General features: G+C 63.1%; 21 protein-coding genes. 6 read left to right on the top strand and 15 right to left on the bottom strand.

What is annotated here, in order from left to right; genetic code table 11:
- The first annotated feature begins 169 nt into the window (after positions 1–169).
- Positions 170–694 carry a DsbA family protein gene (locus ASD28_RS10830; RefSeq protein ID WP_056127010.1) on the top strand — a complete coding sequence of 175 codons (525 nt, stop codon included), beginning with the start codon at positions 170–172 and terminating at the stop codon, positions 692–694.
- Here the strand turns inward: ASD28_RS10830 and ASD28_RS10825 are convergent.
- The 7 genes from ASD28_RS10825 to ASD28_RS10800 all read right to left on the bottom strand — a co-directional run bounded on the left by ASD28_RS10825 (position 631) and on the right by ASD28_RS10800 (position 6,984).
- Entirely contained in the window at positions 631–2,814 is a 2,184-nt protein-coding gene (locus ASD28_RS10825) for a sodium-translocating pyrophosphatase (protein ID WP_056127008.1), read from the bottom strand. The genes ASD28_RS10830 and ASD28_RS10825 overlap by 64 nt on opposite strands.
- A 203-nt stretch (positions 2,815–3,017) precedes the next feature.
- Positions 3,018–3,674: an adenylate kinase gene (gene adk / locus ASD28_RS10820; RefSeq protein WP_056127006.1), complete on the bottom strand. Its 657-nt coding sequence runs from the start codon at positions 3,672–3,674 to the stop codon at positions 3,018–3,020.
- 192 nt (positions 3,675–3,866) lie between these two features.
- On the bottom strand, positions 3,867–4,619 hold the full coding sequence (gene kdsB, locus ASD28_RS10815) for a 3-deoxy-manno-octulosonate cytidylyltransferase (RefSeq protein WP_056127004.1): 753 nt from the start codon (positions 4,617–4,619) through the stop codon (positions 3,867–3,869).
- Positions 4,620–4,635: 16 nt separating this feature from the next.
- Positions 4,636–4,809: a Trm112 family protein gene (locus ASD28_RS30985; RefSeq protein WP_081984107.1), complete on the bottom strand. Its 174-nt coding sequence runs from the start codon at positions 4,807–4,809 to the stop codon at positions 4,636–4,638.
- Entirely contained in the window at positions 4,790–5,818 is a 1,029-nt protein-coding gene (gene lpxK / locus ASD28_RS10810; protein WP_056127002.1) for a tetraacyldisaccharide 4'-kinase, read from the bottom strand. The genes ASD28_RS30985 and lpxK overlap by 20 nt, the downstream gene beginning before the upstream one ends.
- Before the next feature lie 108 nt (positions 5,819–5,926).
- The gene (locus tag ASD28_RS10805; protein WP_056128306.1) at positions 5,927–6,379 is read right to left on the bottom strand and encodes a biopolymer transporter ExbD; all 453 of its coding nucleotides are present in this window, start codon (positions 6,377–6,379) and stop codon (positions 5,927–5,929) included.
- Positions 6,379–6,984 (bottom strand): MotA/TolQ/ExbB proton channel family protein, encoded by a 606-nt coding sequence (locus ASD28_RS10800; RefSeq protein ID WP_056127000.1) that lies wholly within the window; start codon positions 6,982–6,984, stop codon positions 6,379–6,381. The genes ASD28_RS10805 and ASD28_RS10800 overlap by 1 nt, the downstream gene beginning before the upstream one ends.
- Before the next feature lie 1,188 nt (positions 6,985–8,172).
- On the opposite strand from ASD28_RS10800, the gene xseA reads away from it, so the two are divergent.
- The 4 genes from xseA (at position 8,173) to ASD28_RS10780 (ending at position 13,045) form a co-directional block, all read left to right on the top strand.
- Positions 8,173–9,534, top strand: a complete 1,362-nt coding sequence (xseA, locus tag ASD28_RS10795; protein ID WP_056126998.1) for an exodeoxyribonuclease VII large subunit — start codon at positions 8,173–8,175, stop codon at positions 9,532–9,534.
- A 123-nt stretch (positions 9,535–9,657) separates the two neighbouring features.
- Entirely contained in the window at positions 9,658–10,236 is a 579-nt protein-coding gene (locus ASD28_RS10790) for a superoxide dismutase (protein ID WP_036237288.1), read from the top strand.
- Between the two features lie 179 nt (positions 10,237–10,415).
- Positions 10,416–12,233: a carbon-nitrogen hydrolase family protein gene (locus ASD28_RS10785; RefSeq protein WP_056126996.1), complete on the top strand. Its 1,818-nt coding sequence runs from the start codon at positions 10,416–10,418 to the stop codon at positions 12,231–12,233.
- 125 nt (positions 12,234–12,358) lie between these two features.
- Positions 12,359–13,045 (top strand): response regulator transcription factor, encoded by a 687-nt coding sequence (locus ASD28_RS10780; protein WP_056126995.1) that lies wholly within the window; start codon positions 12,359–12,361, stop codon positions 13,043–13,045.
- Positions 13,046–13,177: 132 nt separating this feature from the next.
- On the opposite strand, the gene ASD28_RS10775 is transcribed toward ASD28_RS10780, so the two are convergent.
- The 4 genes from ASD28_RS10775 to ASD28_RS10760 form a co-directional block, all read right to left on the bottom strand.
- Positions 13,178–13,924: an SDR family oxidoreductase gene (locus tag ASD28_RS10775; protein WP_056126993.1), complete on the bottom strand. Its 747-nt coding sequence runs from the start codon at positions 13,922–13,924 to the stop codon at positions 13,178–13,180.
- Between the two features lie 38 nt (positions 13,925–13,962).
- A complete protein-coding gene (locus ASD28_RS10770) occupies positions 13,963–14,676 on the bottom strand; it encodes a hypothetical protein (protein WP_056126991.1) in 714 nt (237 codons plus the stop codon).
- 2 nt (positions 14,677–14,678) lie between these two features.
- Entirely contained in the window at positions 14,679–15,539 is an 861-nt protein-coding gene (locus tag ASD28_RS10765) for a MipA/OmpV family protein (RefSeq protein WP_056126989.1), read from the bottom strand.
- Between the two features lie 73 nt (positions 15,540–15,612).
- The gene (locus ASD28_RS10760) at positions 15,613–16,836 is read right to left on the bottom strand and encodes a hypothetical protein (protein ID WP_056126988.1); all 1,224 of its coding nucleotides are present in this window, start codon (positions 16,834–16,836) and stop codon (positions 15,613–15,615) included.
- A 325-nt stretch (positions 16,837–17,161) separates the two neighbouring features.
- Between ASD28_RS10760 and ASD28_RS10755 the strand changes: the two genes are divergently transcribed.
- Positions 17,162–18,478: an ATP-binding protein gene (locus ASD28_RS10755; protein ID WP_056126985.1), complete on the top strand. Its 1,317-nt coding sequence runs from the start codon at positions 17,162–17,164 to the stop codon at positions 18,476–18,478.
- On the opposite strand, the gene ASD28_RS10750 is transcribed toward ASD28_RS10755, so the two are convergent.
- The 4 genes from ASD28_RS10750 to ASD28_RS10735 all read right to left on the bottom strand — a co-directional run bounded on the left by ASD28_RS10750 (position 18,479) and on the right by ASD28_RS10735 (position 21,666).
- Entirely contained in the window at positions 18,479–19,147 is a 669-nt protein-coding gene (locus tag ASD28_RS10750) for a thiol:disulfide interchange protein DsbA/DsbL (protein ID WP_056126983.1), read from the bottom strand. It lies immediately after the preceding gene.
- Between the two features lie 52 nt (positions 19,148–19,199).
- Complete coding sequence (locus ASD28_RS10745) at positions 19,200–19,532, bottom strand: hypothetical protein (protein WP_056126982.1); 333 nt, start codon at positions 19,530–19,532, stop codon at positions 19,200–19,202.
- A 21-nt stretch (positions 19,533–19,553) separates the two neighbouring features.
- Positions 19,554–20,216: a thiol:disulfide interchange protein DsbA/DsbL gene (locus ASD28_RS10740; protein ID WP_056126979.1), complete on the bottom strand. Its 663-nt coding sequence runs from the start codon at positions 20,214–20,216 to the stop codon at positions 19,554–19,556.
- Between the two features lie 259 nt (positions 20,217–20,475).
- Positions 20,476–21,666 (bottom strand): IS4 family transposase, encoded by a 1,191-nt coding sequence (locus ASD28_RS10735; RefSeq protein ID WP_056126975.1) that lies wholly within the window; start codon positions 21,664–21,666, stop codon positions 20,476–20,478.
- Positions 21,667–21,799: the final 133 nt, after the last annotated feature.

Below are 21,799 nucleotides of genomic sequence, written 5' to 3'. Positions count from 1 at the left end.
GCGGCTTGTTCAATAAACAAAACCGCTGATAACGCTACTGTACCGCAACGGAGGCTAACTCGTCGCCATCTGTTTTGTTTTTACACCTATCTTCTTTCCGGGTGAAAATTTACTACACAAATACGCCTGCCGTGTCATGATGGCGCCTCGACGCGACCAGGAGACATGAATGAAACGAGTTGACGAGATCGGCAACGACGAACACGTGCGCGGCCCGGCGGATGCCGCGCTGACGGTGATCGAATATGCGGACTTCCAGTGCCCGTACAGCGCGCGCGCCCACGTCGCGCTGCGCGACCTGGACGAGCGGTTCGGCGGGATCCGCCTGGTCTACCGCCATCTGCCGCTGGCGCATCTGCACCCGCTGGCCGAACTGGCGTCGGAAGCGGCCGAGGCCGCCGGCAGCCAGGACCGGTTCTGGGACATGCACGACGCGCTGTATGAACAGCAGCGCCAGGTGTTCGACAAGCAGGATCTCGCCGTGCTGGCGCAAAACCTCGATCTCGACATCGAGCGCTTCGGCGCCGAGGTCCTGGAACGCCGCCACCGCGCACGCGTGCAGGCGGACGCCGAGCGCGCCCGCCACGACGGCGCGACCGGCACCCCGACCTTCTACATCAACGGCGTGCGCTACCGCGGCGATTCGGACCGGGCGTCGCTGGAAAGCGCGCTCAGCGAGGCGCTCGGACGCTGAACCGCTGCTTTCGGGGCCGTTGCGGGTGCACGCGCGGTCGCGGCGGGTTTGCCATACAGCGCCTGCGGTTCCGACACGGCCAGCCAGCCGCCGGCCGGCAGCAGCGGGACCAGCAGCAGCGCCACGATGTTGATGATCTTGATGAGCGGATTCACGGCCGGCCCGGCCGTGTCCTTGTACGGGTCGCCCACCGTGTCGCCCGTGACGGCCGCCTTGTGCGCATCGGAGCCCTTGCCGCCGTAGTGATTGTCCTCGATATATTTCTTGGCGTTGTCCCAGGCACCGCCACCCGTCGTCATCGAGATCGCGACGAAGAGTCCGGTCACGATCGTCCCCATCAGCATGCCGCCCAGCGCCGCAGGCCCCAGCAGCATGCCGACGAGGATAGGCACGATCACGGGCAGCAGCGACGGCAGCACCATTTCGCGGATCGCGGACGCCGTCAGCATGTCGACGGCCTTGTCGTATTCCGGCTTGCCGGCGCCCGTCATGATGCCGACGATGTCGCGGAACTGGCGCCGCACCTCGATCACGACGGCACCCGCCGCCCGCCCCACCGCTTCCATCGCCAGCGCGCCGAACAGATAGGGCACGAGGCCGCCGATGAACAGGCCGACGATCACCATCGGATTCGACAGGTCGAACGCGATATGCGTGCCGTGCGCCTCCAGCGCATGCGTGTAGTCGGCGAACAGCACGAGGGCCGCCAGCCCCGCGGAGCCGATCGCATACCCCTTCGTGACGGCCTTCGTCGTGTTGCCGACGGCATCCAGCGGGTCGGTGACGGCGCGCACCTGGTCCGGCATGCCGCTCATCTCGGCGATGCCGCCGGCGTTGTCGGTGATCGGGCCGTAGGCATCCAGCGCGACGATGATGCCGGCCATCGACAGCATGGCGGTGGCCGCGATCGCGATGCCGTACAGGCCGCCCAGCTGGTACGCGACGAGGATCGCGGCGCACACGACGAGCACGGGATACGCGGTGGACTTCATCGACACGCCCAGCCCCGCGATGATGTTGGTGCCGTGGCCCGTCGTCGACGCTTCGGCGATGTGGCGCACGGGGCCGAATTCCGTGGCCGTGTAGTACTCGGTGATATAGACCATCAGGCCCGTGAGGGCGATGCCGACCGTGGCGCAGCCCAGCATGCGCCAGCGCATCGCATCGTCCGGCCACACGAGCCATGTGACGACGGCGAACCCGATCAGCGACAGCGCGGCCGACCACCACAGCCCCGTGTACAGCGCGTACATGATCTTGTGACCCGGATGGTTCTTCACGAGCGAGCAGCCGACGATGGACGCGAGGATGGAGATCCCGCCCAGCAGCAGCGGATACACGGTGCCGGTGCCGCCCATCCCCGGGATCACCAGCGAGCCGAGCAGCATCGTGGCGACCAGCGTGACGACGTACGTTTCGAACAGGTCGGCCGCCATGCCGGCGCAATCGCCGACGTTGTCGCCCACGTTGTCGGCGATGACGGCGGGATTGCGCGGATCGTCCTCGGGAATGCCGGCCTCGACCTTGCCGACGAGGTCGGCGCCGACGTCCGCGCCCTTCGTGAAAATGCCGCCGCCCAGGCGCGCGAAAATCGAAATGAGCGACGCGCCGAATGCGAGGCCCACGAGCGGCTGGATGACCTCATGCTGCGTGAGGGCAGCGTCGGCGCGCAGCATCAGGATCCAATAGAACAGCGCCACACCCAGCAGGCCCAGCCCGACCACGAGCATGCCCGTGATCGCACCGCCGCGGAAGGCGACGTTCAGCGCCTGGTCGAGCCCGGTCGCAGCCGCCTGCGCCGTGCGCACGTTGGCGCGGACGGACACGTTCATGCCGATGAAGCCGCAGGCCCCGGACAGCACCGCGCCGGCCAGAAAGCCGCCCGCGGTGGCCGCGCCGAGCAGGAAGTAGATGGCGATCAGCAGGACGACGCCCACGATGCCGATGGTGCGGTACTGGCGCGCCAGGTAGGCCGACGCCCCCTGCTGGATGGCCAGCGAGATTTCCTGCATGCGGCCGTTGCCGGGATCCTGGTGCAGGACCCAACTGCGCGACCACAAGCCGTAGAATACCGCGATGACGCCGCACGCGACGGCGAAGATGAGCTGCGCGGATGCCATGTCGTCCCCCTCGTTCTTCGATCAAACCACCACAGAGTCGAAAGGCCGCGTGCGCTTAGTTGAGCTTCGTTGAGCTGATCTGCGGTACGGCCAACCTTGCTGCATTCGCCGCACAAGCGTGCGACAAAACTTTGATCTAAAAACCTGGACGGATGGCATTAGTCATCCGGAGCCAAAAAGAGCGGCTTGCGCCGCCCTGGCGCTCAGCCTTCGAGTGCCGCGAATGCGGCGTCGCGCACCTGTTCGACCGGGCCGACGCCCGAGATCTTGCGGTACTTCGGCGCGCCCGGCAGACCCGATTCCGCCCACTTGTTGTAGTAGCCGAGCAGGACTTCGGTCTGGTTGTGGTACACGGCCAGGCGTTTCTTGACCGTTTCTTCCGTGTCGTCGTCGCGCTGGACCAGCGGTTCGCCCGTCACGTCATCCTTGCCTTCGACCTTCGGCGGGTTGAACTTCACGTGGTAGACGCGGCCCGATGCCGGGTGGCTGCGGCGACCGCTCATGCGTTCGACGATCAGTTCGTCGGGCACGTCGATTTCCAGCACGTAGTCGATCTTCACACCGCTGTCCTTCATGGCGTCGGCCTGCGCGATCGTGCGCGGGAAGCCGTCGAACAGGTAGCCGTTGGCGCAGTCAGCTTCCTTCAGGCGCTCCTTCACCAGGCCGATGATGATGTCGTCCGACACCAGCTGGCCCGCATCCATCACTTTTTTCGCAGCCAGGCCCAGCTCGGTGCCGGCCTTGATGGCCGCACGCAGCATGTCGCCGGTAGAGATTTGGGGGATGTTGTATTTTTCTTTGATGAAGTTCGCCTGGGTGCCTTTACCGGCGCCGGGGGCTCCTAACAAAATGAGACGCATGAAGGGATTCCTAAAGGTATTTAATAATTCTTGTAGAGGCGGTTAGTTTGGGAACAGATAACCGCCTTGATGCATATCTGACTAGCTGATACGAAACTTACCACAAAAGCAGCATTAAACGCCACTGACGGCGGCCGATCTCTCAGCCGTTTGACCTGGCGCAAGCAGCCTGAAGAGTAGTTTCCACGCGGATCAAGACGTGTAGAAAAGTCGCACCCGCTCCAGGTCGGCCGGGGTATCGACGCCCGCATGGGGCGCCTCGGCCGTCACGTGCACGGCGATCGGCACGCCGTGCCACAGCACGCGCAATTGTTCCAGGGCTTCGATGGATTCGAGCGGCGACGGTTCCAGCTGTGGGTAGCGCTGCAGGAACGCATTGCTGTACGCGTACAGGCCGATGTGGCGCAGGGGTACGTAACCAGCAGGCAGTTGCGCGCGAGTGGCGGCAAAGCCGTCGCGGTGCCAGGGGATCGTGGCCCGCGAGAAGTACAGCGCTCGCCCGAGCTTGTCCAGCACGACCTTCACCACGTTCGGATTGAAGGCGTCGGCGACGTCGGAGAGCGGATGGGCGCAGGTGGCCATCGGCACGTCGGCCGAGATACGCGCGGCGCAGGCGGCCAGCAGCGCGGGATCGATCAGCGGCTCGTCGCCCTGCAGGTTGACGACGACGGCATCCGGCGCGAGGCCGAGCAGGTGCGCCACTTCGGCGATGCGGTCGGTGCCGGACGGGTGATCCGAACGCGTCATGCAGGCTTCCACGCCATGCGCGGCGCAGGCGGCGGCGATGTCGGCGTGATCGGTGGCGACGATGATGCGGGACGCGCCCGATTGCTGCGCGCGTTCGGCCACGCGCACGACCATCGGCTTGCCGCCCAGGTCCGCGAGCGGCTTGTTCGGCAGCCGCGTCGACGCCAGGCGTGCCGGGATGATGACAACGAAACTCACAGGAATAGCCAATGCGTCAAAGCGCGGGCTCGACCTTGCGCGCCTCTTCGGCCCACATGATCGGAATGCCGTCGCGGATCGGATACGCGAGGCGGTCCGGGCGGCAGATCAGTTCCTGCGCTTTCTTGTCATATTCGAGCGGTCCCTTGCACAGCGGGCAGACCAGGATATCAAGCAGTCGGGCGTCCACGACATTTCTCCACGATTTGGGCAGCCAGCGCGGCATCGATCTGCGCGCCGACCGGCACGACCCACACGCGCGGGTCGTTGTTGATTGTTTCAAGTTGCCGACATTTTACTGCATCCTTCTCCGTCACCAGGATGACGTCGGCGTCGACGGCGCGGAACGGGTCGTCGAGGAAGTCGTGATGGTCGGGCAGCGGCAGCTCGGCGACGTCCAGGCCGGCGGCGCGCAGCAGCGCGAAAAAGCGCCCCGGATTGCCGATGCCGGCCGCCGCCAGCACGCGTTTGCCGCGCAGCGCGGACAACGGCACGCGCTCGTCCGCATCCATCAGGCGCTCGGCATGGTCGCCCGCGAGGCGCATCTGCCAGGGATCGCCGCCCACCGCGGCGGCCAGCGCCGGCGTGATCTCCGCCGCGTTGACGACGGTGACATCGCGCCGGCGCGACGGCGGTTCGCGTAGCGGGCCGGCCGGCAGGGTCCAGCCGTTGCCGGTGCCGCGGCCGTCGAACAGGATGATTTCCACGTCGCGCGCGAGCGCATAGTGCTGCAGGCCGTCGTCGGTGATCAGCACGTCCACGTCGGGGTGCAGGTCCAGCAGATGGCGCCCGGCCTCCACGCGCTTGCGGCCCACGACGACGGGGCAGCCGGCACGCGCGGCGATCAGCAGGGGCTCGTCGCCGACGTCCTGCGCGCGCGACGTCGCCAGCACTTCACGGGGTGCGTCCGCGGCCCCGCCGTGGCCGCGCGAGATCACGCCGGGCCGCATCCCAGCCGCGCGCAGTTGCTGCGCCAGCCAGATCGTCAGCGGGGTCTTGCCCGTGCCGCCGATGAAGATATTGCCGACGACGATGACGGGCACGGGCAGGCGTCCGGCCTTCAGCACGCCGCTGCGGTACAGGGCGACGCGCAACGCGACCAGCACGCGCAGCAGCAGCGCAAGCGGCAACATGGCGATGGCGAGCGGCCCGCGCCGGAGCCATGCGCGGGTGAGTGTCGATTCGAGGGAAGATGCCATATGATGATCCGTCGTCCCCGCGAAGGCGGGAAGCCAAGTTCTGCATGCGCTGTCGATACGCCGGCAAAATCAGGCTCCCGCCTGCGCGGGGGCGACGCTGCTTTCTGCTTACTTCTGCCCGCCCGTCTGCGCCGCGAACGTCAGCTTGTCATACCCGGCCATGCGCGCCGCTTCCAGTACGTTGATGACCATCTGGTGCATCGCGAACTGGTCGGCGTTGACGATGATGACGGGATCCTTCACGGGCGCCGCCAGCGGCTGGCCGTTCGGGCCGGTGCTGGCCGCGCGTTTCAGGTCGTCGGCGAGGCTCGCCACGCCGTGGAACGCGACGGGCACGTTGTTCACCGTGTAGTTACCTTTGGCATCGACCGTGACGTTGATCTCGAACGGCTTCTCGATCGCCTTCTCGGCGTCGGCCGTCGGCAGCGTGATCTGCAGTTCGGTGAACTTGCTGTACGTGGTCGTCACCATCAGGAAGATCAGCACGACCAGCAGCACGTCGATGAACGGGATCAGGTTGATTTCCGGATCCTCGCGTTTGCGGCCGCGGCGGAAGTCGATCATTTGCGGGCACCGTGGACGACGTCGACGAATTTCACGGCCTGCAGCTCCATGTCGATGATGAAGCTGTCGACCAGCGCGCGGAAGTGGCGGTAGAACACGAGGGCCGGCATCGCGATCGCCAGGCCGAAGCCGGTGTTGTACAGCGCCACCGAGATACCGTGCGCCAGCTGGGCGGGATTCGTGCCGCTCGCATTCTGCGCGCCGAAGATCTCGATCATGCCGACGACCGTGCCGAACAGGCCCATCAGCGGCGCCAGCGACGCGATCGTGCCGAGCGTCGTCAGGAAGCGTTCCAGCACGTGGGCCACGCCCCTGCCCGCTTCCTCGATCGATTCCTTCATCACGTCGCGCGGCGCGTCGACATTGCGCAGCGCGGCGGCCAGCACCGTGCCGAGCGGGGAATTCGTTTGCAACTTGTCGACGATATCCGGAGTGACCTTGCCGCTGCGATAGACCTGGATGACTTCATCGAGCAGCTGGCGCGGCAGGATCTTTTCGCGGCGCAGGTAGATCAGGCGCTCGATGATCAGGGCCAGGGCAATGATCGATGCGATCAGCAACAGCCAGATGGGCCAGCCGGCGGCTTGAAGAATGGCGAGCAAGGGAACTCCTGGATAAGTAAAAAACAATGAAACAAGTTAGTTGCGCAATGTAACGTGTTGCCCGGATTGCGGCAAGTAGAGTTCTGCACACTTTCTGTGGATAAAAGTGTGTGCAAGACCGTCCAGCGGCGCTAAGTGGCTTGATTCTTAAGGGATATTTTTCCGTGCGTAAAAACTTGGCAGGGTCAGCGTGCACTTCCCGGGAGAAACTTCACAGGCTTGCGAGGGGTCTGTACGCATGTAGTTGCCCACAATTTCTGTGGATAAATTTGTGAGGAATCAGCTTTCCCAGCGGTAAGTACTTGATTTTACTCAGAGAAATTTCCGAGTCCAAAAAATAGGCACGGTTGTGCTTGACTACAGGTCTGGCTCTATCCTGCCGTTCTGCACATTTTTTGTGGACAAAATTGTGCGCAAGCGCACAAACCGACCCTTAAGACTTTGATTCTTAAGCAGAAATACTTTGCGCCCGTTTTTTGGGCAAAGGCTTATCCACTGACACGACCGCCCGACCGCAGGATTTTTCACACAAACTGTGGAAAAAGATGTGAGCAAGCGCATCGTTCTCCCACTAACTCTTTGATTTCTCTCAGCATTCCTTGCCAAGCCCGATTTTTAGGCAGATTCGACTTGTGCACAGCAAACACGCTTCGACGGCCGGCTATTCCGGGCGCGCAGCCACGAGGTTATCGTCGCGTCCCGGCGCAACCGGTCTTCTTCACACATTTTGTGGAAAAGATTGTGAGCAAGACCCTTGATCGCATACAAAGTCCTTGAATCTAAACAGTATTTTTTCTGTGCAGATTTTTTAAGCAGTGGAAAACCGGACCCGCGATGCGCCTCGAAGGGAGGCTGTGCACATAAACTGTGGAAAACGATGTGAGCAAGGCCTCGGACAGTGCCCTAAGTGTTTGATTGCTTTAGGAAAATATATCCAAGCTGAATATTTAAGCACCGCCGACTTGTCCACTTTCACACATAAACTGTGGATAAGATTGTGGCCAAGTATCCGAAGATGCACTCAAGCCATTGATCCGTAAGGTAATTTGGTTGCTGCATCGAAATCAGGCAGCATTGTTTTACTATAAAAATCAGGTGTTTACAAAAACTACCTGTTGTTTTACAGCAGATGTGTCTTACACTTCGCGCAGCCATGTTTTTGTGGACAGTTCAAACGAGCCCAACCCTATGTTCCCCACCGAAGACGCCGATCCGGCCTACGCCGCCCCGCCCGTACTGACCGTCACGGCCCTCAACCAGCAGGTGGCACGCCTGCTGGAGCGCACCTTTCCCCTCGTCTGGATCGGCGGCGAGATCTCGAATTTCACGCGCGCGGCCAGCGGCCACTGGTATTTCACATTGAAGGACGACGCGGCCCAGGTGCGCGCCGTCATGTTCCGCGGCCGCGCCCAGTACGCGGGCTTCACCCCGCGCGAAGGGGACAAGGTCGAGGTGCGCGCCCTCGTCACGCTGTACGGCGCGCGCGGCGATTATCAGATCAACGTGGAGGCGATCCGCCGCGCGGGCGTGGGCGCGCTGTACGAAGCATTCATGCGCCTGAAGGAAAAGCTGGGGGCCGAGGGCCTGTTCGACGAAGGGCGCAAGCGTCCGCTGCCGCTGTTTGCGCGCACGGTGGGCATCGTCACGAGCCCGCAGGCGGCCGCGCTGCGCGACGTGCTGACGGCCCTCAGGCGGCGCGTGCCGCACGTGCGCATCGTGCTGTATCCGGCGCCCGTGCAGGGCCAGCTGGCGGCGCAGAAGATCGCCGAAGCCATCGCGGTCGCGTCGCACCGGCGCGAAGTGGACGTGCTGATCGTGTGCCGCGGCGGCGGCTCGATCGAAGACCTGTGGAGCTTCAACGAGGAAGCGGTCGCACGCGCGATCGCGGCGTGCAGCATGCCCGTGATCTCGGGCGTGGGCCACGAGACGGATTTCACCATCGCCGACTTCGCCGCCGACCTGCGCGCCGCCACGCCGACGGCCGCCGCCGAGCTCGCCGCCACTGCCCGCGCGGACTGGGTCGCATCGCTGCAGGCGGACGCGGGCGACCTGCGCCGCGCGATGGGCCGCGTCCTGTCCGACGCGAGCCAGGGCCTCGACAACCTGTCGCGCCGCCTGTTGAGCCCATCGAGCCAGATCCAGCACCAGCGCCTGAAACTTCTCGGCATGGCCAGCAGTCTGACGCATGCCGTCCGCGCGCCGGTGAACCGCCATGGCCTGCTGCTCGCGCAGCTGCAACAGCGCTGGGCCCGCCATCGCCCGGACTGGAGCGGCTTGCGCACGCGGCTGGAATCCGACCGGCGCCACCTTGTGGCCAGCGTCGGCAACCAGTTGCGCGCGCGGCGCGAGGCATTGAACGCCCTCGCGGCGCAACTGGAACTGCTGAACCCGCAGCGGACGCTGGAGCGCGGCTATGCGATCGTCAGCAACGCGAAAGGTAAAGTTTTACATGCGCCGGGCCAGATCAAGCCGCGCGACGTGTTGCGCATCCGCCTGGCGGAAGGCAGTGCCGAGGTCAGCGTCGCAGGCGTACAGGACTTACTCGAATGACAATCTGATGTATTCGCAAAGCCATATCTGCAACGTTTAGCTAACCGGTTTAGAATAAGCGCCCGAATTGCTGTACCGCAGAGACTTCGAAGTCTCCCGTCAACTTACACTAAGGAACAAGACATGGAACATACCCTGCCCCCACTGCCGTACGCTAAGGACGCCCTGCAGCCGCACATCTCGGCCGAGACGCTGGAATACCACTACGGCAAGCACCATCAGGCTTACGTCACGAACCTGAACAACCTGATCAAGGGCACCGAGTTCGAAAACCTGTCTCTGGAAGAGATCATCAAGAAATCCCAAGGCGGCGTGTTCAACAACTCGGCCCAGGTGTGGAACCACACCTTCTTCTGGAACTGCATGACCCCGAACGGCGGCGGCGCCCCGACCGGCCCGGTCGCCGATGCGATCAACGCCAAGTGGGGTTCGTTCGACAAGTTCAAGGAAGAATTCCAGAAGTCGGCCGTCGGCAACTTCGGTTCGGGCTGGACCTGGCTGGTCAAGAAAACGGACGGCACCGTCGACATCGTCAACACCTCGAACGCCGGCACCCCGCTGACCACCGAGAACGTGGCCCTGCTGACCTGCGACGTCTGGGAACACGCCTACTACATCGACTACCGCAACGCCCGTCCGAAGTTCGTCGAGGCATGGTGGAACGTCGTCAACTGGGACTTCGTGAACAAGAACTTCGCGTAATCAGCCCGGCTTGTTCCATCGTTACGACGTCCAGGAGCAAGCCAACGCGATGTATCGAATCGCACACCTACGGCCCGCCAACGCGGGCCTTTTTTTCGGCCACCGGTTGGTATGCAGGTGGCATTGCGTCGGCGTCGACTTCCCTACACACTCGTGTAATTGAACTCACGAACGGAAATATGGCCACGAACATCAAACTCAATATCAGAAAGTCGTCGCTCCGGTTGACCGATGAACTGCTGACGGTTCGCCTGATTCAAAACGATTCCCACCGCGTAACCATCGGGAATCTCGACGGACTGAAACGATCATTGGAGACCGCCACATCCGACGAGATCCAGGAATTCAATGGGCTTCTGCAAGATGTGCCCACCACCGATCTCACGGTCATGTCCTACCACCCGGCGATCGCGAATAATCCGGGCGCTGTCAGGAACTATGCGGGCAAACGACATGTCGTCGCATTGGCAGGGACAATCGAGAAGCGCAACGTCACCTATATCGCGAGCGGTGGCAAGCTGTACGAGCAGAATAAACTGTCCCTCGCGTCCGAAGATGGCGATCTTGATTGCCAGCCGGGGGACGAGCTCATGATTTTCAAAGGTGACCGGGAGTGCGTCAGCTGGGCTGTACTGAATTGCCATGAATATACGCACATCGACATTCTCCGGGCGCTGCAGGATTACGAGATCGAACTTCTCGTCGTCGTGACCTATAACGCTGCATCCAGGCTCTACTGGGAATATGCCCGGGCCGACGTGCATCGCCTGTTCTGTTTCGTGGTCATCGTCAACGTGGGCGAACTCGGGGGCTCCGGCGTCTTTGCACCATTTCGCCGCATCGGCAAGGAAAAGAACGCGACGCTCAGCACTGCCGGACAAATGTTCGGCGCACGCGGCAGTGCCGAAGTCGATGCCAGTATGAAGCTCGAAATAGGCTGCCTGCGCCAGCTGAGAGAGACCTATCGTACGAAGGGTTTTCCAGAAAAAGCTGCACGAGACGGCAGGGATGTGATCCTCCCTTCCCAACGTTTTCTACATACATTCGACGTTTCCCCTGGCGTGCCGCAAGCACGGCCCAGGCAAATCGACAATTTCTCGTGGAACTCGAAGAATCCGGTTATCGCTTTTTGCCAGCTGGATTCCCTGTCCATCGAGACCTACCGAAAAACCGGTTACAGGCTGGACAAGGCCGACAACGAAGTCGCCTTTTTCAAGCAACGGCTGACGGCAAAGTTGCATGAACTGATGCTGCGCTGCCGGTTACGCGAGGAACCAGCGAATCTGGATTTCCTTGTGATGCCCGAAGTCTTCGTACCGCGCTCCTTCCTTCCTGAACTGATCGCATTCAGCAAGGCCAACAAAACGATCGTGATTGCGGGCCTGGACTATCCTGACGACGAGAATGCGAACGAGTGCGTCATCATTCATCCGGACCGTCCAGAAGGGGTGACTACGTTTTACCGGAAGATCACGCGCTCGCAATATGATGCGCAAGGCAGCGCAGACCCGGAAGACCGGCAACCGCTGAAGCGCGGCAGCGAATTACTCCGCTTTACCAACGATAGCGGAGCGTCGTTCGGGGTGCTGATCTGTTACGACTACAGCCACCTGGAATTGATCGAACGATTGAACCTGGGAGACGGCGCCGAGCCATTGGATATCCTGTTCGTCGTGTCGCACAATCCGTTCGGCGACTTGTACCGGTCGTGCTGCATCGCCGATTCGCACCGCTTTTATCAGCACATTGTGATGTGCAACGTCGCTGAATTCGGCGGCAGCGGGATTTTCGCCCCACGCCGCGAGCCGGGTTCACGTCAGGTGCTGTGCGAAGTCGGCAAAGGTATCGAAGCGACCGGGTTGCACCAGCTCGACCTCGATATGCAGCGTGCGATGCGTGCAACGGCGGACAACAAACTCCAACACGGAAAATTCATGCGAAAACCCGGCATATTCCAGGAACGTTTTACGTTCGAGAAAGTCCTGAAAGAGGATTGAGGATGCCCGGTCGAAGGCGTCCACGCTGGATTTGTCGCGAAACTGTACGTTTTTGTCATGACGACCCACCAAACATGCTCCAACCTTGCCCACTCTTATAAAATGTCGGGCTCAAGGAGAACATCATGTATCGCGTACTGTTGGTGGAAGACGATCCGCGCCTCGCGGAACTGGTGACGGAATACCTGTCCGGCTATGAATTCTCGGTCGACCTCGTCACGCGGGGCGACGCCGCGCTGGAGCACTTCAAGACGGCCGTGCCGGACATCGTCGTGCTCGACCTCATGCTGCCCGGCATGGACGGCATGGTCGTGTGCCGCCAGATCCGGGACGTATCGGACGTGCCGATCCTGATCCTCACGGCGCGCGAGGATACGTACGATGAAGTCTCGGGACTGGAACAGGGTGCGGACGACTTCGTCAACAAGCCCGTGCAGCCGCGCGTGCTGCTGGCGCGCCTGCGCGCCCTGCTGCGCCGTACGCAGACGAAGACGACGACGGATTCCCGCGTGCTCGAGTTCGGCGCGCTGCGCATCATGACGAGCGACCGCAGCGTCACGTGGCGCGGCCAGCCGTGCGTGCTCAGCAACACGGAATACAAGCTGCTGCTCGTGCTGGCCGAGGCCGCCGGGCGCGTGCTGTCGCGCGACGAACTGCTCAAGAAGATGCGCGGCATCGAATTCGACGGCCTCGACCGCAGCATCGACAACTGCATCTCCAAGCTGCGCCGCAAGTTCGACGACAACCTGTCCGAGAAGATCAAGACGGTGTGGGGCGAGGGTTATCTGTTCTCGCCTTCGGCCTGGAACTAAACGTCGTCCCCGCGGAGGCGGGATAGCGCCACTGGCGCTATCCCCCCAATTTTTACGCGTTAACGCGACGCATGCAGCACTTGGATTCCCGCCTTCGCGGGAATGACGGTCAATGCAAGCCCAAACGGCGTCTCAGCGGCCGCCCGACACGTCGATGAACGTCCCGGTCGCATACGACGCCTCGTCCGAAAGCAGCCACAGCACGGCGGCCGCGACTTCTTCCGCCGTGCCGCCCCGCGCCATCGGGACGGACGATTGCAGGCGCTGGATGCGCCCCGGCTCGCCGCCGCTGGCGTGCATGTCCGTGTCGATCAGCCCCGGCCGCACGCCGTTCACGCGGATGCCCTCCTGCGCCACTTCCTTCGACAAGCCGATCGTCAGCGCATCCACGGCCGCCTTCGACGCCGCGTAATCGACGTATTCGTTGGCCGACCCGAGCACGGCCGCGCGCGACGATAGATTCACGATCGCCCCGCCGTTGCCGCCGTGCTTCGTGGACATGCGCCGCACGGCTTCGCGCGCGCACAGGAAGCTGCCGGTGACGTTGGTGGCGAGGATGCGGTTGATGCGGGCGGCGTCCATATGCTCCACGCGCGATTGGCGCGCGAGGATGCCGGCGTTGTTGACGAGGGCGTCGAGCCGGCCGCAGCGCGCATCGACGGCCGCGAACAGGCGCGCGACGTCGTCTTCCTCGGCCACGTCGGCCGCCACCGCGAACGCGTGGCCGCCGGCCGCTTCGATGACCTGCACGACGGCGTTTGCCGCCGCGTCGTTGTCCCGGTAATTCACGCAGACCGTGTAGCCGCGCCGTGCGGCCAGCAGCGCGCAGGCGGCGCCGATGCCGCGGCTGGCGCCCGTGATCAGGATGGTCTTGTCCATTGTCGTCCCTGTTATTTCAACCGGATGAGCATACCGCGTTATTCGAAGATCGGGACGATCGCGAGCGGCGCATTGTAGGTGACGACCTGGGCCCGTCCGGGCGCCGTGGCGAAGCGCCAGGTCACGATGGGAAAGCCTTCGTCGGGATCGCCCGTGAAGGCGGCGCCGGACGTCACGGGCAGCGCCTGCTCGCCGCCCTCCGCATGGCGCAGGCGGGCGCCGGCCGTTTCGGCCGATCCCTTCCTTGGGAACACGAAGCGCACGCCGACGCACTGGCGCGCGCGCTGCGACGCATCCACGTAGCGCACGAAGCCGAGCGCCTGGGCGCAGGCCGTGCGCAGGTCCGCGGCATCGTACTGGCCGTCGGCGCGCGGCGCGATCGTCACCTGCGGGCGCAGCACGAACGGCATGCCCTTGCGGTTCAGGACGAGGGCCGCGTTCTCGTCGTACGCCGCCTTCGTCAGCGGAAACACCGTGCGGCCGAGGGCGTCCAACGGCAGGTTCAATTGCGTCGTCTTGCCCGTCAGCGTGAGCTGGGCGCCCTCGCCCAGTCCGGCGTGGTCGCGCGACTGCACCTGCAACTGGCTTTGCAGCAGGTTCTTCGGACCGCCGTATTTCTCGAACTGGACCATGGCCCGGTACGCATCCCGGTAGCTCACCCATTCGCCTGCCTGTGCCTGCGCCTGCACGACGGCTGGAGCGGCCGCGAGCAGCGAGACAAAGGCAGCGATGAGTTGGCGGGATGCGCGCATCGTCAGAACCGGTAGGCGAAGGCGGTCGAAACCGTCAGGTTGGTGGACCGCTCGACGAGCGGGCTCTTGGCGGCATTGCCCAGCAAGCCCTTGGCCTGCAGGTTCGAGGTCAGCATCCACGAGGGCGACAGGGCCCAGTTCCAGCGCACGCCGACGTGCGCCTCCTGCAGGCCGCCGCCCGCCTCGTAATAGGAAAAGCGGCTACGCGACGCTTCTTCCCGCGAGACGCCGAAATATGTCTGGTTGTAGTTGCGGTCGACGATGGACACGCCGGCCGACAGCGACACGCGGTGCTGGCTGCCCAGCTCGAACGCGAGCCGCTGCACGCCCAGGTCCAGGCGCGCGCCGTCGTGGTCGTTGCCGGCGCCATACAGCACGCTGCTCGTCAGGCGCCATTGCGGCGTCAGGTAATAGTTCGCGAAGACGCCGCCCTGCAGACGTGCGCCGATCTTGTCCATGCCCTCCAGGCGCGTGGCGACCATGTGGCGCTTGTCGATCGGATCCGGGACCGGGCCGATCAGGGTCGTACCCCATGAGCTGGCGCCGTCGACGGTCTGGCCGGTGCCGGTCTCGTCACGGCCGGGCTGCACGGCCACCAGCGGGCCGTATTCGAACGTCGGGCTGTCCGTCAGGTGCATGCCGGCGCTCATGCCGGAAATAAAAAGGCCGTTGCTCCATTGAACCTGGAGCACCGGCAACGCTGATACCTTGCGGCTTCCCGTCCCGTCCCAGCGCGGCGCCGACTGCACGCCGAGGCCCACGTACATGTCGCGGCTGCCGTCGGGCATGGGGTTGGTCGCCGGCGTCTGGGCCCACGCCGTACCGCAGGCAGCGCCCAGCGCGAGGAAGAGAAGCTTGTTCATGTTCGGGGTTGAAAGATTCGGGAAGACAATATTCTACGTCCTTGTCTTCCTTCCTCCCATATCCTTTCCTGCTTTAATGCCTCGTTGCCACTTCGGTCGAAAATACCACCGGCAACTCGCTGCGCGGGATCACGGCCAGGTGCGCGGGGGTCGTCACGTGCATGGCGCACAGGATGTCCGGTCCCGGCACCGAGCGCAGCTCACGCACGAGGATCTTGTCGCCCGCGCGCAGGATGCCGTCGATGGAAGTCGAATAGCAGCTGTTGGCGCCGCTGCCCATGAAGACGCCGACGACCATCTGCGACGCGAAATCGACGGCAGGCCTGGCGCGGCCCGGCGCGTGTTCGTTCCACAGGCGGGTCCAGGCAGCCTCGTCCTTGACGACGACCGTGCGTTCGTCGTGGACGCCCGACAGGCTCGTCGCATCCGCGGTCTGGAACAAGATGTCCGCGGCGGCCACCTTGTTGAACGCGACGTCGGCATCCACGCGATCCACGGCCACGACCTGCATCGGCTGGGTCACGACGGGCAGGCAGATGGCGACCGTCGTCACGTCGCGCTCGTCGATCTCGACTTCGAGCTTGCTGGCGCCCGCCGCCACGCGGCCGACGACCATGCTGCGGCAACCGCTGGCGTAGTCGCCGGCGAACACGGCGAGGAGCATCTTGCGCGTGAAATCGACTTTCGGCTGGGCCGGGACCGGGGTGCGGCCGGCGGTGTGCTGGGCCCACAGCTTGTCCCAGGCAGCCTGGTCCTTGATGACGACGGTCTGGGGCGCCGTCACGCCCGAGAAGGTATCCTTCGCGACGGTATCGAACGTGACCGCCGTGCCGGCTGCCGGCAGGAAGGCCAGTTGTTCGACCTTGTGGCTGCCGCCCAGGCCCAGATCCGGCTGGTCGGCATGCTTGACGATCGTCTCGAACAGCGCGCGGGCGCTCTCGTCCTGGCAATTGGTCTTCGGTCCGGCAATCGTGTCGCCGTACGAGCACAGGCGGGCCTCCGGCTTGTTGCCGAACAGGACTTGCTCATAGGACGCGTCCGCGCAGCGACCGGCATGGTCCCAGAACACTTGCTTGCCGTCGATGACGAACAAACGGTTCTTCGTCTCGCTGCAGGCGGCAGTGCGCGCCATCTCGACGAACGGGGCGGTTGCCAGGGCGGCCGGGTTCGGCTCGCCGACCGCGATGCCGGGGCTGGCTTGCTGGTCATGCATCGTGCTTCCTCCACCGCAGGCGGCCAGTGTCGCGCCGACGATCATGGCGCCCAGCGGCGTCATCACGCGTCCAAACATGCTCATACTCTCCCTCTCCTGGAAACGATGGCGCCGTGTGCCCGGCACGCATCCCGAATAAAAAAGGGTCCGCCTTCTCTCGCGCATCGGGCGGACCCAAACGGAAAACCCAATGAGGACAGGTCGAAAACCTGCCGCGTCGCGACGGTTTTCGACCTGTCCTGACGTGTAGACATCGTACGCAGTCCGGTCAAGAACTTCATCCGCGGACTGTCCAGCATTTGTCCTCAATTTGTAAGGGATGGTTTTTTAGATCATTGCTCCTATACAATTTCGAGATGTGTAAGACAAACTCAGCCCAGGACAGTGCCCACGACCGGAGGACGGCGGCGTGAATCGCCTGTTTTTCCGCTTCTTCGTGCTCGTGATGCTGTCGATCACGGCGGCGACGTTCGTCATCTATTTCGTCTTCGCCCGGCTGTTCGGCGACCCGCTCGACGACATCGCGCGGCGCCAGGCGTCGGCGCAGATCTTCCTGCTCGAACAATACGTCGACCGCGCGCCGGCCGACGAGTGGCTCGGCCGCCTGAACAAGGTGCGCGAAGTGTCGGAGGCCCATTTCGACCTGATCCCGCTGGACCAGGCGCGCGCCGCCCTGCCCGCCCGCCAGCATGAGGCGCTGGAGCGGGGCGACGTCGTGCTGGATCCGCAGCACAAGGCGTTCTTCCGGCGCGTCGACCTGCGCGGCGACCGCTACATCGGCAGCAACGAGGAAGCGATCCGCGCCTACAACCTGCCGATCGACCTCGGCCAGGCGCTCGCGATGGAAGTGGTGCGCTACGTCGTCGTGGCGCTGGCGCTGCTCGTGCCGATCGCGCTGTGGTCGCGCTCGCACTGGCGGGCATTGCAGACGCTGTCGCGCGTGGCGGATGAATTCGGTGCCGGGCAGCTGTCCGCGCGGGCGCACCTGAAACCGGCGGACGCCGTGTTTCCGCTGGCCGAACGCATCAATGCGATGGCCGAGCGCATCCAGGGCTTGCTGGAAGCGCAGAAGAACCTGCTCCACTCCGTGTCGCACGAACTCCGCACGCCGATCGCGCGGCTGGAATTCGCGCTGGAACTGCTGGCCGAGCGCGCGGGCGACCCCGCGCTGACCAAGCGCATCGCGGCAATGGAGGGCGACCTGACCGAGTTGAACGACCTCGTCAACGAACTGCTGTCGATGAGCAAGCTGGACAACGCCCAGGGCCCGCAGCGCGCCCTGTTCGAGCTGGAGCCGCTGCTGCGCGAATGCGCGGACGGCCTGCATCCGCGGCCGCAGCGCCTGCACGTGGACCTGGGCGAGCGCCTGGGCAGCGTGGACGGCGACCGCCGCCTGATCGGCCGCGCCATCGGCAATCTGCTGAGGAATGCGCAGAAGTACGCGGCGCACGAGGTCGCGCTGCGCGTGCGGCGCGACGATTGCCGCATCGAAATCGCCGTCGAGGACGACGGGCCCGGCATTCCCGAAGAAGAACGGGAACGCATCTTCGAGCCGTTCTACCGCCTCGACCGCAGCCGCGACCGCGCCACCGGCGGCTTCGGCCTCGGCCTGTCGATCGCGCACAAGGCGATCGCCCTACATGGCGGCAACCTGAAAGTCGAGCAGTCGACCCTGGGCGGCGCCCGCTTCGTGATCAGCCTGCCGGACGGCGTACTGTCGGCCTGATTACTTCGCCTGCGCGGCCTTGTCGACGAGCTTGTCCGCCACCTGCAGCGTCGCCTTGAACACGTCCGCGCGGTCGGCGCCTTCCATCTGGCGCGACAGCAGGCCGGGGTTCGTCAGGAAGCGGCCGCCGACGATGAGCGTGGGCGCGGACTCGACCTGGTAGTTGGCGGCGACCTTGTCGAGCTGGCGCAGGCGGGTCGTCACGCCGAACGAATTCCACGCGTCGAGGAAGGTCGCCCGGTCGATGCCGTTCTGCGCCGCCCAGTCGATGATGACGTCGTCTTTGTTCAAACGGATATGGTCCGTGTGCACCGCCTTGAACACTTTCGCGTGCATGTCGCCCAGCCGGCCAAGCGCCTCGAGCGTCAGGAACAAATGCGCTTCCGGATCGGCCTGTCCCGTCGACGGGTAATGGATGCGGCGCACCGTGATGCGGTCGCCTTCCTTCCTGACCCACTCCTCCAGTAACGGTTCCAGTGCATTGCACACCGGGCAGTGGTACATGAAGAATTCGATGACCTCGACCTTGTTGCCGTTCGCCTGCACGGGCTGCGAACGGGCGAGCGTGGCATAGTCGACGCCATTCTGCGGAACAGCGGGCGACGCATGGGCGAGAGACAGCGACAGGGACAGCAGCAGGCCGAGGCCGGCGGCACGCAGCAGAGGCATGGACAATCCTTCAGGTCGTGGAAAACCTGAAGGTTACCATTTCCTTAAGGAATTATCGACGTCCGACCGGCGCCGGGCGTTCCGGCTTCACGTGGCCCATCGCGTAGAACAGGTGGTCCCACCAGTGCTCGCGCGAATGCACGGTCAGCAGGCACTGCCGGTCGATCTCGCCCTTGAACACGGGGTCCGCGCATTGATTCGTCACCAGCGCATTGCGCTGGTTTTCGGCGTTCACGAGGGCAATGGCGAGCCAGAATGCAAGACCTGCGAGCACGATCACGAGCACCCAGGCCGCGTGGTTCCAGTTACTCGAATCGAACAGATGCTCTTCGTCCGGCTTGGACTTGTCGTACATCTTCAGGATCTTGCCTTCGGCGTCACTCATTGCGCTGTTTCTACCTTTTATTTATTTCGACTTGGCGGCTTTCGCGACCAGGGCGTCCATCACTTGCAGCGTGGCTCCGAACAGGGCCGGCTCGTTCTGGGTCTTTACCGAATTGTAGACCAATGCCGGCGACGTCTGGTACTTGCCGTCGATGATGATGGTCGGCACGCTGTCGACCTTGTAGTCGCTGGTGATCTGCGGCAGGCGGCGCAGCTTGGTCGTCACGCCGAACGAGTTCCACGCGTCCAGGAACTTGTTACGGTCGAGACCATTCTTCGAGGCCCAGTCGATGATCGCTGCATCCGTGTTCAGGCGCAGGCGATCCACGTGCCAGGCCTTGAAGACCTTCGGCTGGAACTCTTCGGCCTTGCCCAGCGCTTCCAGCGTCAGGCGCAGGTGCGCTTCCGGATCGTTCGGGCCCGACGACGGCAGGTGGACGCGCTTGAACACGATGTTGTCGCCCTGCTTTTTGACCCACTGTTCGAGCTGCGGTTCCAGCGCGTTGCAGTGCGGGCAGTGGTACATGAAGAACTCGATCACCTCGACCTTTTTACCCGTGGCCTGCACCGGTTGCGGCTGAGCGAGCGTCACGTACTCGACACCGCTCTTCGGGTCGGTCGGCGAAGCGAACGCGGTGCTGGCGGCGAGGACGGTGGCGAGCAGGGCAAAACGCAGGGAACGCATAGTTTTCCTTCTAGGGTTGGTTAAGCAAACGACGCGAGATTACCACTTTTTCGGTCGCGAGCCTTAGCCAAGGCTTATTTCTTGCAATTGGTTACCGTCGTAACCAACACCGGGGTCAGAGCCCGATTTTGGGCAATTTCCAAATTAAGGGCTCTGACCCTGACCCTTCCCCTCAAATTTTCACAACCTGCACCAAATTGATCAGTGTAAGTAGGGCGAGCTGGAAGGCGTGGTGATCCAACTGCCCTGACCCTTCCCCTCAAATTTTCACAACCTGCACCAAATTGATCAGTGTAAGTAGGGCGAGCTGGAAGGCGTGGTGATCCAACTGAGGTCGTACGCAATCGGTCAAATAATGACGTGCCAGGGTTAGTATTGAGAGTGTTGGTCCCGACTTTTTCGTGTTGCCGTAATTGATGTGGTAGCCAGCACTTGCCGCCGCCAAGCCGATAAGCCAGAGGGCATAGCCGATCAATGCTCCGAGCATCAAGAGTACTTCCAGACGTTGGGGCGCGCGCGTCTGACTTTCTGATAATGCCATTCCCCACTGAGCATTTTTTACATCCCGGAAGGTCTGCTCGATCTGCATTCGGCCAGCGTAGATCTCCACTACCTGTCTCGCACTCAATGCTTCCAGGTCTGGGGAGACGGCGAGTAACCACGGTTCAACTTGGGCAGCCCTGTTCTTCTTGCTGTTGGAGCTCATTGTCTTCTTGTCGAAGCTGGTGCGATGATGACGCCCTTGAGGTGCCTTTTTGTACAGCACCAGCTGGCATGGCGTCGCGTTGGCGCGTGCATACTCAAAGCGGCCAAGACAGCGTGGCTTTGCTGTCGCTCCGGCATACCAGGTCTTGCAGCCGTCCCACCGTCCGGATCCTTCGGCACATACCATGTCACGGTTCCGGATGCGCCCAACCCACGAAATGTGCATTCCCGTGGCTAGCTTGAACCACGTCGCCCGAAACCCGGCATCAGTGACCAGTATGGGCAGACATTGATCGGGCAATAGCGAGCATAACGTCTCGAGGAAGCGGCGGTGTACCTTCGTAGATCCCAGGTCACATTCCGCATGCACCTCTTCGTAAAGAACCAAGGCACGTCCCTTGACGGTGACCGCAGCGCGCAAAAGATGCAAGCTTCCGTCAGGCAGCAAACCGGACCAGTCGACACTAATGGCAATGTGCCGATGACCAGCCAGGACGGCTTCGTCCAGAGCACGAAAAATCGTTAGCCGCTCAGCCGGCAAATGACGATTACTCAGCAGACGATCACAGCACTTGATGCGATGACGAATGCTCGTCTTCGTGTCTAGACAGCGCCCCATCTTGACGACACCAAGCCCGCCGATTCTGCCGGCCTCTGCCACTTTCGCTATACAGCCGCGGCGCTTGGCATGGATCTCGCCACACTTCGTGTCCAATAGATTTTGTATGATGCGGTGTGCGTGCATGGTTGCTTCTCCTTCGCAGTTTGGTCGCTACGAAAGAGAGGGCTAACACAGCTATGCATGCACCAGCTTTTTTCACCGGAAGCTAACAGCAACCCCGTCCACCTACAAGAAAAATATGTGGGGAAGGGTCAGG

The sequence above is a fragment of the Massilia sp. Root133 genome, assembly GCF_001426525.1.
GTDB lineage: Bacteria > Pseudomonadota > Gammaproteobacteria > Burkholderiales > Burkholderiaceae_D > Telluria > Telluria orientalis.
This window is presented reverse-complemented; position numbering and strand designations above follow the sequence as displayed.